This is a genomic window from Lapidilactobacillus dextrinicus DSM 20335 (assembly GCF_001436095.1).
Lineage (GTDB): Bacteria > Bacillota > Bacilli > Lactobacillales > Lactobacillaceae > Lapidilactobacillus > Lapidilactobacillus dextrinicus.
Genome location: NZ_AYYK01000002.1, coordinates 33,820 through 47,925 on the forward strand (window position 1 = coordinate 33,820; position 14,106 = coordinate 47,925).

At 38.0% G+C, this 14,106-nt stretch carries 13 protein-coding genes; 10 read left to right on the forward strand and 3 right to left on the reverse strand.

All coding sequences use genetic code 11. The features are described 5' to 3' along the window. Positions 1-155: 155 nt before the first annotated feature. Positions 156-2,834, reverse strand: a complete 2,679-nt coding sequence (locus tag FC84_RS01560) for a YfhO family protein (RefSeq protein ID WP_057754341.1) — start codon at positions 2,832-2,834, stop codon at positions 156-158. Positions 2,835-2,944: 110 nt separating this feature from the next. Here FC84_RS01560 and FC84_RS01565 point away from each other — a divergent pair, with 110 nt between their 5' ends. The 7 genes from FC84_RS01565 (at position 2,945) to FC84_RS01595 (ending at position 8,326) form a co-directional block, all read left to right on the forward strand. Next, positions 2,945-5,047, forward strand: coding sequence for a peptidoglycan D,D-transpeptidase FtsI family protein (locus FC84_RS01565; RefSeq protein ID WP_057754345.1), 2,103 nt, complete (start codon positions 2,945-2,947; stop codon positions 5,045-5,047). A 122-nt stretch (positions 5,048-5,169) separates the two neighbouring features. Further along, a complete protein-coding gene (gene rpmG, locus FC84_RS01570; protein ID WP_057754348.1) occupies positions 5,170-5,319 on the forward strand; it encodes a 50S ribosomal protein L33 in 150 nt (49 codons plus the stop codon). A gap of 97 nt (positions 5,320-5,416) precedes the next feature. Further along, positions 5,417-5,971, forward strand: a complete 555-nt coding sequence (locus FC84_RS01575; RefSeq protein WP_057754351.1) for a 5-formyltetrahydrofolate cyclo-ligase — start codon at positions 5,417-5,419, stop codon at positions 5,969-5,971. Positions 5,972-5,979: 8 nt separating this feature from the next. Then, positions 5,980-6,660: a rhomboid family intramembrane serine protease gene (locus FC84_RS01580; protein ID WP_225733055.1), complete on the forward strand. Its 681-nt coding sequence runs from the start codon at positions 5,980-5,982 to the stop codon at positions 6,658-6,660. 2 nt (positions 6,661-6,662) lie between these two features. Continuing rightward, positions 6,663-6,905, forward strand: coding sequence for a YqgQ family protein (locus tag FC84_RS01585; RefSeq protein ID WP_057754354.1), 243 nt, complete (start codon positions 6,663-6,665; stop codon positions 6,903-6,905). A 5-nt stretch (positions 6,906-6,910) separates the two neighbouring features. After that, positions 6,911-7,882, forward strand: coding sequence for an ROK family glucokinase (locus FC84_RS01590; RefSeq protein ID WP_057754359.1), 972 nt, complete (start codon positions 6,911-6,913; stop codon positions 7,880-7,882). A gap of 12 nt (positions 7,883-7,894) precedes the next feature. Next, positions 7,895-8,326: a rhodanese-like domain-containing protein gene (locus FC84_RS01595; RefSeq protein WP_057754362.1), complete on the forward strand. Its 432-nt coding sequence runs from the start codon at positions 7,895-7,897 to the stop codon at positions 8,324-8,326. Between the two features lie 93 nt (positions 8,327-8,419). Here FC84_RS01595 and FC84_RS01600 read toward each other — a convergent pair whose 3' ends face one another. Beyond that, positions 8,420-8,599, reverse strand: coding sequence for a DUF3042 family protein (locus tag FC84_RS01600; protein ID WP_057754365.1), 180 nt, complete (start codon positions 8,597-8,599; stop codon positions 8,420-8,422). 152 nt (positions 8,600-8,751) lie between these two features. On the opposite strand from FC84_RS01600, the gene miaA reads away from it, so the two are divergent. The 3 genes from miaA (at position 8,752) to glnA (ending at position 11,505) form a co-directional block, all read left to right on the forward strand. Continuing rightward, positions 8,752-9,681 carry a tRNA (adenosine(37)-N6)-dimethylallyltransferase MiaA gene (gene miaA / locus FC84_RS01605; RefSeq protein WP_057754368.1) on the forward strand — a complete coding sequence of 310 codons (930 nt, stop codon included), beginning with the start codon at positions 8,752-8,754 and terminating at the stop codon, positions 9,679-9,681. A 108-nt stretch (positions 9,682-9,789) separates the two neighbouring features. Further along, complete coding sequence (locus FC84_RS01610; protein WP_057754372.1) at positions 9,790-10,155, forward strand: MerR family transcriptional regulator; 366 nt, start codon at positions 9,790-9,792, stop codon at positions 10,153-10,155. Positions 10,156-10,167: 12 nt separating this feature from the next. Then, positions 10,168-11,505, forward strand: coding sequence for a type I glutamate--ammonia ligase (gene glnA, locus FC84_RS01615; RefSeq protein ID WP_057754375.1), 1,338 nt, complete (start codon positions 10,168-10,170; stop codon positions 11,503-11,505). Positions 11,506-11,686: 181 nt separating this feature from the next. Here the strand turns inward: glnA and FC84_RS01620 are convergent, their stop codons facing one another. After that, complete coding sequence (locus tag FC84_RS01620) at positions 11,687-14,101, reverse strand: Xaa-Pro dipeptidyl-peptidase (protein WP_057754378.1); 2,415 nt, start codon at positions 14,099-14,101, stop codon at positions 11,687-11,689. Between the last annotated feature and the right edge of the window lie 5 nt (positions 14,102-14,106).

A 14,106-nucleotide genomic window follows, 5' to 3' on the forward strand; every position in this document is an offset into this window, starting at 1 on the left:
AAATTGAAAAAATCGCTAAATCCGAATGTGGATTTAGCGATTTTTTAATTTAAGCAGGATTGACTGATGTTTGGCATATGTTTAGTAGCAAATATTCGCCAATAGTAAATTCAAATTTTTAAGATATACTTCTATCCCAGACCTGTTTTAACATTTTACTTGATCGTGCCAGCTTTAGCTGCTAGTTTTTTACGCCGCCAGTAAGTCAAGGCACCACCAATCATTAAAAACAACCAAGTGATTCCGGTAATTAACCAACCAGTACGCCAACCTTCTGGTATGAAGACCAATTTAATTTGGTGTTTACCTGGCTTAACTTTAGCAGCTAAGAAAGTTTTAACAGCCTTAGTGGTTTTAACGGCTTGACCATCAAGATAGACGTGCCAACCTTTATTATAAGGAATGGTTGTCATTAATAGTTGATCTTTCTTGATATTAACAGTACCAGTTAGTTGATTACCAGACATTTGGATAATTTGAGCATTATTCTTTTTCAACATTTGAAAATCAGTGTTAACCACGTTTTGATCCAGTTGGTACAGGTTAAGAGCTTGTAGCCAAACACTTGGCTTTTTGAGGTTAATAGTAATATCAATTTTCTTGCCGATATCACGACGGGCAACATTCAACAGAATTGTATCTCGGAAGTTTTCGTCAATCGGCACATTCTCACCATTAACAGTAATATCAACAGCATCTGAATCAACAGCCGTCCCTAAACTAAGGTAGTATGAATTGTTAGTTGTTGGTGTAAAGCCAAAAGTCACTGTACCTGGTAATGATGAATTAATTTTAGTGTAAGTTGCATCAGCTATTTCCGCGTTTCGCTTAACATTATTCAAGGTAATATGATCGATACTAGCAACTGTATAAAGTGGGGCATAGTTGTTTTGTCCTAACATGTCAGCTAATAATCGCTCTTGATTAAGAATTGGTTGTCCAGCCGTCATTTTTGTTGAAAGTATTTTGTCATTAGCAGCGAAAACCGTATTAAGGGCGTTTTTATTTTGACGAACATAAATTGCCCCATCCCGTTTGAGAACTGGATAATTTTGTACATCTGGCCGCCAAGAAGTAATCGATAGACCCGCGGCATAATCAGGAATTTGATTGAAGAGATCATTTGCAATCGGGCGATCTAACCAAGTTTTGAATCCCAATAGACTGTCAGTGATTTGCGTGCCAAACTTGTAATTAACAAAGTTATCACCAGCAGCTTGTCCAATATAATCATAGAAATGACCCACAATCGGATTTTGCATTGAATTAAAGTGGCCACCACCAGCATAGCCAAATTGCATGGCATCGTCATTGGTTCGGTTGAATGTTTTTTCTAAGCGACTGCCAGTCGTTTGTTGATTAGAAAGATCCTTAACAACGTTGTTGACGATTCCTGTGTAATTCCAATACTCCGATTGTTTGGTATAGCTGATTTGTCGCAGCGATGTTTGATAATTAAGAATTGCTTCACCAACCATTGTTAGTAATAGCAAGTTTGTTAACCAGCGTTTAGGTTGGCTAGCATAGTAACACATGATTAAGAAAAAGCTAAATAAAACTAGCGCGATACTACCTGCCAAATAGCTGGTCTTAAAATAGGCGAATTGTTTTTGATTGAGTAATAAATAAGCTAACCAGCCGACTAATAATGTTGCCACAATACTTAATTGCCAAGTCTTGAGTTTGAAATGACGCGTTAAGACCTCGCTTGCTAAGACAATTAACCAAGCACTGAAAATAAAACTAAATCGTGACGGATACCAAACGGGGAATTGGCCGCCATGCCATAAAAGATCTAACGGTTCTAAACAAAAGGAACAAACTAAGAAAGCTGTTAGCAAGAGGGCGCTAATCTTTTGACGGAATTTAATTGTTGGTACAAAGAAAAAGATGAGCGCTAGAATCAAAATAATACTGCCCGTAAAAATATTAGCTTGACCTGAAGACATTTGATCAAAGGAATAACTGCCTAAAGTTAGCTTACCTAATAGTTGTAAGGGATTATATTCCCAATGCCAACTTATTTTTACTGCATTATAAGTAGCTTTAGTCGAACGTAATTCAAGAAAGGTGGGTAACAAAATCGCGGCATTAATAGCGCCGGCAAGAATTGAGCCAATGCCAAAACTCGTAACGGTTTTAAGCAGCGGTGTTTTTTTTGTTGCTTGGCTAGACAGCAAATAAATAAAATATAAGATGCTAAAGAGACACAGCATATAACCGATATAGAAGTTGGTAAGTAGGCCTAATGCTAGAACAATGAAGTAAGGCCACCATTTTTGTTGGTTAAAAATTAATTCAATCGCGCCAAGTAATAATGGTAATAAGTAGACCCCATCTAGCCACATTACATTTAATTGATAAGCGGTATTATAACCACAAAGCGCATAGGCAACAGCTAAACCTAATGCAAAAGTTTCGCCAACAGGTTTAGCGCGATGCCGTAAGTAACTGTACATGGTTAAACCGCAAAGGCCAATTTTGATAATGGTCATTAACCAAACCCCAAAAGGCAGCCATTTGCCAGGAGTTAGTAAAAGAATTAAATTAAAGGGACTTAATAAATAGTAACTCCAAGTGCCAATTGTTGAAGACCCTAAGCTACTGCTAAAAGAATAAAGCAATTGATCAGGATGGCCTAAGAGAACCCGGCGATAATAACTATAAAAATCGATATATTGTTGACCAAGATCCGTTGTTAAAATCGTATGATTTCCGATTGGAAAATTCTTTTGAACGATAAAATAGATTAAGACAGTTGCAGCTGGAATTAACCAGCTTAAAAAATAAATCAAAGTTGTTTGTGTTAGATTGCGTTTCAAAAATTTGGGCATGGGTGACTCCTTTGAATTAATAAAATTTGTTGAAATATGCCAGCTATTTTTGTCAGGCAAGGTATTTTTTGTTAGAATGAGCTAGTAATTAGAAAGGAGCTTGCGCGTCTATGATCCGTCGACGTCAAAAAACAAAAACGCAGAAATCACCATTAAGATTTCGCCTGAATTTATTATTCTTTATCGCCTTTCTATTATTGGCTATTCTAGTTGCTCAACTAGGTTACTTGCAAATTGTTTATGGTAACAAGTTTGAATCACAAATTGAGCAGACAGATAAAACAGTGGTAACAGGTAATGTTCCTCGAGGAATGGTTTATGATGCTCAAGGTCGTACATTAGTTGGAAATTCTTCTGAGAACGCCATTACTTATACTAAAAGTATCAATGTTAAAAGCAATGAAATGCTAGCGACTGCTGAAAAATTAACTAAATATTTAACTGTCCCTAGTACAATTTTGCAGCAACAAGATATCGTTGATTATTTCTTAGCTGATAATAACTATTATAAAAAAGTTGTCGCAAAATTGCCAAAATCACAGAAGTATGACAGTGAAGGTAATGATTTATCAGCCAGCAAAGTTTATAAAAATGTCAGTCAATATGTTGCTAAACATCGCGACTTAACCCTGACAACTGAACAAAAAGAAGTTGCAACATTATATAAAAAAATGTCCGGTGCTTTTCAATTATCAACCGTTTATCTAAAAGATGATGGCGTGACTGAAGATGAAATTGCTCAAGTGGGTGAGCATTTATCAGAATTGCCAGGGGTTGGTGTCGGTACTAATTGGACTCGTAATTATCCAAGCGGTAGTATTTTGACCAGTATTTTAGGAACGGTCACAACTGAGAAGCAGGGATTACCTGCAGATTCACTGACTTCAATGCTAAAGACGGGTTATTCACGTAATGATCGCGTGGGTAACAGTTATTTGGAAAAAGAATACGAATCTATTTTACGCGGTACGAAGTCACAAACCCAAGTGACCGTTAATAACGATAATCAAGTCCTAAGTGAAGTGACACAATACGCCGGTAGTAAGGGCGGCAATCTTAATCTTACCATTGATTCCAAATATCAAACCGCAGTTGAAAATGCACTTAAGAGTCAATTTGCTGCTGCTAAGGAAGCTGGTTATACCGGTTATTCCGATGGTGCTTATGCAATTGCAATGGATCCTAAAACTGGTGCCATTAAAGCAATGGCTGGTATTCGGAATGATCCGGAAACTAACAAGGTAACCGATGATGCTTTGGGGAATATTAATCGAACTTTCGTTATGGGTTCGATTGTTAAACCAGCCACTGTTTTAGGTGCCTTCATGGATGGCGTAATTACACCAGATGATAATACACTTCCTGATGATGCGATTTACTTACCAGCATCACCAATTAAGAAGTCTTGGTATCCTGCTGGCACTTTTAAAACAATGACAGCTCAGCGTGCCTTGGCGATTTCTTCAAACACGTATATGATGCATTTAGCAATGCTTGAGAGCAATGCTAAATATACACCAAACAAATATATTAAAATGAATGATAATATCTTTGAAAAATTACGTGATCAATATCAACGTTTTGGTCTAGGGTATAAAACTGGGATTGATTTGCCTGGCGAAATTGATGGCTATTTAGGTTCAACAACAAATGAATATAACGCCATTAAATATGGTAGTGCCCTTGACGAAAGTTACGGTAACTACGATGCCTATACACTAATTCAAGTCGCTCAGTACGCTTCTACTGTTGCTAATGGCGGTTATCGGATGCAACCTTATATTGTGGATTCAATTCAAAAGACAACCAAGTCTGGCGAAAAGGGTGCGGTTATTTATCAACATACACCAGAGATCTTAAATCGGGTTGACTTCACTAATGCACAATTAAAAGTTGTCAAACAAGGTATGTATGATGCTGTAAATGGTAATGATCCATTTATGACGGCTAGTGCGTTAAGAGGTATGGCGCAAAAAGTTGCAGCTAAGACAGGTACTGCTCAATCATTCTATTATGATCAAAATAATCCTGATAATACGAATCCACCGGCAACCATTACCCACTCATTTATCGGTTATGCACCAGCCAATGATCCTAAAGTTGTGGTCGCTGTTGTAATGCCTAACTTTACAAGTGATTCTAAGTCTACTTATTCTTTAGCTTTAGCTAAAACAATGTTCCAAGATTATTTCAAGATGGAAGGCACGAATTAAGTCTAATAAATTGTTCTTTCTAAGCTTGGTTTCGTGAAAAATTTATAGCATTCTATAAATTTTTCTGCTATACTGGAAAAGTCGTGAATACCACGGAGTTCATTGAGAATGGAGGGTCACATATGCGTGTAAACATTACCATGGAATGCACAGAATGTCATGAACGGACTTACTTATCAAATAAAAATAAGCGTAACAATCCTGATCGCTTAGAATTAAAAAAGTATTGCCCTCGTGAACGTAAAGTTACGTTGCATCGTGAAACGAAATAATTAGATAAATCGTGGGTCATTAAGGCTCTTTGAATGGCTGATTCACATTATGTGAACCAGTCATTCTTTCTTTATTGACCGGAAAAAGGTTAATCATATGATGTCAAAAAAGGCAATTCGTCAAGAACAAATCACAAAATTAAAGCAAGTTGATGCTAAAACTAAGTTAGCTTGGGAGCAAGATCTGTATCAACAATTGTGGGAAGATCCTGCTTTTGAAGCAGCTGAGACAATTGGTCTTACTTATTCAAGCCCCTTTGAGATTAATACTTTGCCTATTATTGAAAAGGCCCTTGAATTAGGTAAAGAGGTTTATTTGCCGCGAACAGAACCAGCTACTCATAAAATGAATTTTATTCGTTATGATCAGCATGATCAGTTGGAGAAATCTGATTTCGGTGTTATGGAACCTGTTTATGCTGAAGATAAGATTGAGAATTACTTAGATTTAATCATTGTTCCAGGGCTACTTTTTACAACGTATCCTCACTGGCGCATTGGTTTTGGGGGCGGTTATTATGACCGTTTCTTATCCACTTATCCAGCAACGACAATTTCGTTGGCTTTTCCCTTTATGATTTGTGACGAATTGAATTGGGAGACTTTCATTTATGATCGTTTAATCGATCACGTTATTGTTGAGAAAGCATAGGTGAAATATTGAATTCTAATTTTATCAGACGTTGGCGTCAGTCTAACTGGGTAACTATTCTGATTTTAGGTATTACCGTGCTGATTTTTTTAGGTGAGACACTAACCGGTGGTAGCCAGTCACCGCAAGTACTAGTTAATTGGGGCGCGAAATATGATCCCTTGGTACAAATTGGTCAATGGTGGCGGTTAATTACGCCAATATTTGTCCATATTGGCTTTATGCATATTTTTGTTAATGGCTTTACTTTGTACTATATTGGCGGCGCCGTTGAACAAATGATTGGTCACTGGCGCTTTGCTTTGATTTATTTGTTAAGCGGTTTAAGTGGCAATTTAATGAGTTTTGCCCTTGGTGGTGCTGCCGTTTCCGCCGGTGCTAGTACGGCTTTATTTGGCTTGTTTGGTGTTTATATTGCATTAGGTGTGATCTTTGATGATAGTTATTATCTTCGTCAAACTGGACGCCAATTTTTAATGCTAGCTATTTTCAACTTAGTCTTTGATCTCATGGCTAGTGGTATTGATATTTGGGGCCATATTGGTGGTTTAATTGGCGGCTTTTTATTAATTAGCGCCTTTGCACTACCAGGTCAAAAATTTCGAAAAGGTGTTGCTTGGCAAGCTAGTGCCTCAATCGCCTTTTTGGCAATTTGTGCTTTCTTATATTGGTTAGGAATGGTACGCTAATAATGTTAAATAATGAACCAAAATTCCGTCATTATTATGATGTTCAACAATTATTAAAACGTTTTGGTAGTTATGTTTATATGGGTAATCGATTGTGGGATATTGAGATGACTGGCGTTGAGCTTAAAAAAATTCACGATGCTGGTCTGATTGATGATTTAACTTATACCCATGCCAAACTAGTACTAAGACATGAGCACGAATTAGAACAAAAGCGCTCTCAAAATTTGAAGGAGGAACAGTAACGACAATGGAAGACCAAAAAATCATCGGTGTCGATTTAGGTGGCACTTCGATTAAATTTGCAATTTTGACAATGGAAGGCGAGATCCAACAACGCTGGAGTCAACAAACTAATATTCTTGATGAGGGTAGCCACATCATTCCTGATATCATCGAATCAATTAACCACCACTTAGCTTTATACGATATGAAACCAGAACAATTTGCTGGTATCGGTATGGGTACACCAGGTAGTGTTGATCGTCATAATGGGACAGTTATTGGCGCCTTTAACCTTAACTGGAAACAATTGGTTTATCCTAAGCGCGATATCGAAGCTGGGACTCATATTCCATTTTATATCGACAATGATGCCAACGTTGCTGCTTTAGGCGAACGCTGGGAAGGTGCTGGCGATAATCAAGATGATGTTACTTTTGTTACCTTAGGTACTGGTATCGGTGGCGGTATCATTGCTGATGGTCGTTTATTGCATGGTGTTTCTGGTTCTGCCGGTGAAATTGGTCATGTTACGATCGATCCTAATGGTTATCTATGTACTTGTGGCAAGCATGGCTGCCTAGAGACAGTCGCATCAGCAACTGGTGTTGTTCGCGTTGCTCGCGATATGGCTGAAGAATATGCTGGCGATGCCAAATTAAAAGTAATGCTTGATGATGGCGAAGAAATTTCTTCAAAAATTGTCTTTGACTTAGCTAAAGAAGGCGACCAATTAGCAACAGCTGTTGTTGATCGCGTTAGCAACTATTTAGGTTTAGCTTTGGCAAACATTGGTAATACTTTGAACCCAGCCTTTATCGTTATCGGTGGTGGTGTTAGTGCCGCTGGTGATTTCTTGTTAGATAAAACTCGGAAAACATTTGAAGCAAATGTCTTCCCTAACGTACGCGAAAATACGAAGCTTCGTTTAGCAACATTGGGTAATGAAGCTGGCGTTATCGGTGCAGCATCATTGGTATTAGAAAATAACAAAGATTAAGGGTGTTAGTAGATGGTTTTATTAGCAATTAAAGTTAACGGTTGGTTAATGATTAATCTTGTCCTGATCGCTATTTTGTTATGGATGGCTGGCAACTGGGCTTATTACAAAATTCGTGGTCGCCAATTAGGTGGCGCAATTAATGCTCAAGAATTCGAACAGGATATGCGTAAGGCCCAATTAATTGACTTGCGTAATAAAAAAGATTACGATGCTGGTCATATTTTAGGCGCTCGCAATATGGAATCCGTTCAAGTTAAGTCATGGGAAAATGAATTACGTAAGGATTTACCTGTTTATTTATATGAAACTGGCGAAAATATTTCTATTCGTGTCGCTTTACGATTGAAAAAAGTCGGTTTCCAAAATATTAAATGGCTTAAGGGCGGCTATTCCACGTGGGAAGGCAAAGTCAAAAAGACAGCTAATAAATATAATGATTAACTCATAACGAATCAGCGAGTTATTTGATAAAATAAAAAACGAATGATTGAGGATAACCTCATCATTCGTTTTTTAGTATAGTATGTGTTTAAATTAGCCTTGGTGTGCTGCGTGACTTTTACGATTAGCACGACGGCGATTTTCTTCAACTTTGTTATCAAACTCTTCTTGTGGTTCAATAACGGTTTTCTTAAAAGCAAATAATGAACCTGCAACTGCGCCAAGTGTTGTTAAACTACCAATTAAAAAACCTTTTGCAAAATGTTTTGCCATATTGATGACCTCCTTTGTTGTCACTAATATTATCGCCTATTCGAACGGAATTAGCAATTAAGAACCAACTAGATTGATGAAAATCAGACCTTAGTCTAAATTCACAAAAATTACAGTAGCTTTTTTATAGTATTGAAAAGATTGGAGCTCAAATGAAACCAAAAGTACTCGCAATTGTCGGGCCAACAGCCGTTGGTAAAACTGCTTTAAGCTTAGAAATTGCGCGAAAGTTCAACGGTGAAATTATTTCCGGTGACTCTATGCAAGTTTATCGACATCTAGATATTGGAACAGCTAAAGCGACTGCGGCTGAACAAGCGGTTGCGCCACATCATTTAATTGATATTTGTGATGTTGACCAAGTATATTCGGCTTTTACATTTAAACAACTTGCCACTCAAAAAATTGCCGAAATTACTGCACGCCAACATTTGCCAATTATTGTTGGCGGTACTGGCTTTTATTTACGTAGCTTGCTGGAAAATCTTGACTTAGGTGGCGTTGAGACAGCTGATGAGCAGAATCGCTTGCGTCACGACTTAGAGCAACTGCTAGCTGAAATTGGTCCCGAAAAATTGTGGCAGCAGTTGCACCAACAAGATCCAGCTGCCGCTGCTAAAATTCCAGTGAGTAATACGCGCCGCGTCATTCGCGCACTAGAAGTGATTAAACGTACTGGCAGTTTGTTCTCAATTCAAACTCAGCATGAACAACCTTTTGACGCGCTTGTAATTGGTCTTAATACTGAACGGACTTTGCTCTATCAAAGAATTAATCAGCGCGTTGAACAAATGCTGGCTGAAGGTTTAATTGATGAGGCTAAATGGCTGTTTGAGCAAGTGGAACAAACAGCACAAGCCGCAAAAGGAATTGGTTATCGAGAATTTTGGCCTTATTTTAATCAACAAGCAGATTTATCCACGACTAAAACACAGATTCAGTTGGACTCAAGACACTATGCGAAACGCCAATTAACTTATTTTCGTAATCAATTGCCAGTTTCTGTTAACTGGTTTGACCTGTTTAACAATCAGAATGCTCGCCAAGAAGTTGAACAGTTAATAACGACTTGGTTAGGTTAAGATGGGGATTAAGCAAAAATAATTTAACTGATGTTAGGAAAGCTGACATCATTAGTTGCATCTTCTTTTTGAAGTTGGTATGATAAATAACGTTAGGAGAGAAGGGCTTTGGTACAAGAAAAATTACGTTCGGATTTAGCAATTTTGCCAATTGGTACAGCTATTAAGCTGACCGGGCTAACAGCACGACAAATTCGTTACTATGAAGCAAATGACTTGATTAAAGTTGCTCGTAGTCAAAGTAAACAGCGCTTATTCTCGCTTGATGATTTGCAACAATTAATGGAAATTAAAGCGTTGATGAACACCGAACATAATTTAGAACAAGTGCGGCAGTTACTTGCGCGTTCTAAAGGGACGGTCGTGCATTCTGATAGCCAATTACGGCATACATTGCAAGACGAAATTTTATTGGCCAGTCCTTTCAATCGTAATTCAGCCAACTATCCGTCAACATTTAAAGGTCAAAACTAAAAGGAGTAAGTTATGACAAAGAAAGCATACACAGCAACTGAAATTAAAAAAATCGTTGAAGAAGAAAACGTCCAATTCTTACGATTAATGTTTACTGACATTAATGGTATGTTGAAAAACGTTGAAGTCCCTGTTGATCAGATTGACAAGGTACTAAATCATAAAGTAATGTTTGATGGTTCTTCAATTGACGGTTTTGTCCGTATTGAAGAAAGCGACATGATATTGATTCCTGATTTATCAACTTTCTTAATTTTCCCATGGGGATCAGAACATGGTAAGGTTGCTCGCTTAATTTGTGATGTCTTTACGACTGATGGCGAACCATTTATGGGTGATCCCCGTAATAACTTACGCCGGATTATTTCTGAAATGGAGGCCGCTGGTTTTACCGAATTTGATATTGGACCAGAACCAGAATTTTTCTTATTTAAATTAGATGCTAATAACAAGCCAACGCTTGATTTAAATGATGATGGTAGTTATTTTGATTTTGCGCCACTTGATTTAGGCGAAAATTGCCGGCGTGATATTGTCTTAGAGCTAGAAAAGATGGGCTTTGAAGTAGAAGCTAGTCATCATGAAGTTGCACCAGGCCAGCACGAAATCGATTTTAAATATTCGGATGCTGTTGAAGCGGCTGATAATATTCAGACTTTCAAATTAGTTGTTCGTTCTGTTGCTCGCAAGCATGGTTTGCACGCTACTTTTATGCCTAAGCCACTTGAAGCAATTGCTGGCTCAGGGATGCATATTAACATGTCGTTAGGAACTGCTAATGGGAATGCTTTTTATGATGAAAAAACTGATGATAAATTATCACCAACCGCTAAACATTTCTTAGCTGGCTTGATGACACATGCACGGGCTTTAACGGCCATTAATAATCCGACTGTTAACTCATATAAACGTCTAGTACCAGGTTTTGAGGCACCAGTTTATGTTGCTTGGTCTGGTCATAATCGTTCACCACTTATTCGCGTTCCACAAGCACGTGGTTTATCAACACGTTTGGAATTACGTAGTGTTGATCCAAGTGCTAATCCATATTTGGCAATTGGTTCAATTTTAGCTGCTGGCTTAGATGGCCTTAAAAATGAATTAGAAGCACCGGAACCAGTTGACCGCAACATCTATGGGATGACTTCAGAAGAACGTCATGAAGCTCACATTAGTGATTTACCATCTACTTTGCACAATGCCTTGAAGACTTTAGCTAAAGATGATGTGATCAAAGCATCTTTAGGTCCACATTTATACCAAAGCTTCATGGATTCCAAACGCATGGAATGGGAATCATATCGTCAAACAGTTTCTGATTGGGAACGTGAGCAGTATCTCTCTCTTTAATCGCAATTAATAAAATGAGCGTATGATAAATTCGTTTAGGTTATGAGCATTAAACTAAAAAGACTAAATCCAAACTTGGATTTAGTCTTTTTTATTTGAAACGAAATGAACCGATTTTTAAAACACATTCAAAAAAATAAGGCTGGACTTATGTCACAGTCTTATTTTTTAGTGATAAAATTTAACGTTCCGTTTTACCTAAATTAAGTTTTAAGAGGGAATTTTCAAGGTCAAAGCTATACGTTAATTCGTTTTGATCACGAATCGTCATCCCCATATCTGTTGCATAAAGAATGACGCCTAATTGATGACCTGCTGGTAAATGGTAGTAGGTTGGCTGTAAATTAAGGTCAAGCGTATATTCTTGATTAGGTTCAACGGGCTGACCTTCATAGGCATTGTTACGATTTTGTAAATTGAGATGTCCTTTAGCAATTAATTTAGCAGAAGTCATCTTGGTATCTGGTTTAAAGGCCATGGTTGTTTCCAGCGGACCATGATAACCCAGCTGGCGTGCTTGTAGTTCAAGATTTTGCGGACGAACGGTCAAACGATGAGCTTCGCCATAATCGACTAACATAGCACTAATAAGACCGCGGTTAGCGCTGCTTTTGACAGTGAGCTGTACAACTGGTCGGCCAGTAATTAAACGTTCCTCATTAGCCGTTGGTGTTTTAAAGACTAGTTGATTTTTAGCAAAACGTTCATCTTGATTGATGAAAGCTTCTTCCCAGGCCAAATCACTTAAACCACTTTCATGGAAAGCTTTAACACCATCGTCAATAAATTCAGTTTTATGATTAGCGCTATTATCAAAATCTTTTGCAAAAGAAAGTTCTTTTTGCTTTGTACCGGTCCAATTTGTTGGTGTTTGCCAATCGCTTTCGTCTAAGTTACTTTGAATCAAGTAATCTGGGAAAATAGCATCTGCGTGATTTTCGAGGCCGCAAAGTTTATTGGCTAACCACATATTAATCAGATCGTAAAAATCTAAGCTTGGGAAATTATTAATGTAAATGTGCTGACCTTGATGCAAAATGACTTTGTGGGCAATACCTTGTGCCTTTAAGGCTTCGTTTAATTTATAAACATTTTTAGGTTTAACGTTCCAATCATTTAATCCGTGGACGCTAACGATAGGGCACTTGACTAAATCAATATTATTGCGATAGTTACGTTCATCCCAGAAATGATTGTAGCTGCCGGTTTCGCGATCTTGATCGTGCTTCATTTGAGCTAATTTTTCTTGGTAGAATAATTTAACTTTGGCATAGTCACCAGCATCTTTTTGACGACTAAAACATTCATTGGTTAAAACATCCGCGTCTTCACCTTGGAAGGTTTGGGGAGCGACAACTAGGCCATGTTCACGATAATAATCGTACCAGCTTGAAATGGCAGCTTCAGAAATAACTGTATCTAATCCGGTAACACCAGTTGTAGCCGCGGCAATAGCCAACGTACCTAAATAAGATTTACCGGTCATGGCAACGTGGCCACTGCACCAAATAGCAGCGATTTCGTCGAGGCGAGAACGATCGGTAAAGGCCCGACGATCGCCGTGTAACCATTCAATAATCGCAATTGTTGAGGCCGTTTCTTCTGGTGATCCACAAGTGCGAATACCATCAGAACCACGTGTGCCAATACCGGCTGCATAAACAGAAGCAAAACCGCGATGTAAGAAGTAATCATTTAAGGTAACGGTTCCAATTAAGCTTGGTTCAGCGACACTAGAATGATTGGCAAAAGGGTTTGTTAGAGCTGCTGAAGGATTAGTCGTGTCAAAGGTAGGAAAGTCATCAAAATTATCTTGGTTTTCACGAGCATCACCGGTTGGCTTAACGGCGAGTTTAACGTTAACTTCATTCATTGGTGTATCAGTTGTGCCTTTAAAATAAGGATTAGCCGTATATAATGCTGGTAATTTGATAAAATCATTAGCTGGTTTTGGACGAATAATAGTTGCTTCAAGTAAGTCGCGTTGCCCGTCATGATCAGTATCTAAATCGGATTCGACATAGACGACTTCGCGAATTAATTGGTCAGCAGAGAAAGTAGCTTGGGCTTTACCATTGAAGAAAAGAGGGCGCTGTTGTTCGTTAGCACTAAGATTAATTGTGTAATAGCCGCGTGCTGCTAAATTATCGATGAAAGTAAGACCGTTTTTGCTAGGTGTGTTCAATAATTGATAAACAGCACTAGTTAATGATTCGGTATTAAAATAAAGCTTATCAACAAAAGGTAAGCCAAGTTGCTTCATGGTAGCAATAGGATCGTCTAATGAGAATTCACTAGGTGTGTAAAAACCTAGTAATTGTAGGGCAACGTTATAAAAAGCATGTTGTTCAAAACGATCGCCAATATTAGCTAAATAAGTAAATAAATTTTGTTGTTCGTCAACCAGCAAATTACGCAATTGTGTTTCTAGTGCAGCTTGAGAGCGATAGTCAGGAAAGAATTGCCGAAAAATTCGTCGGGTGAGTTTATCAAATGAATATTGAGCGACATCAACGGGATACATCTTAATGCGTTGTAATTCTAAGATTTGTTGTTGAGGGGTTGGTAACGAATAAGCAAATTGATTATATTTCATTGGAT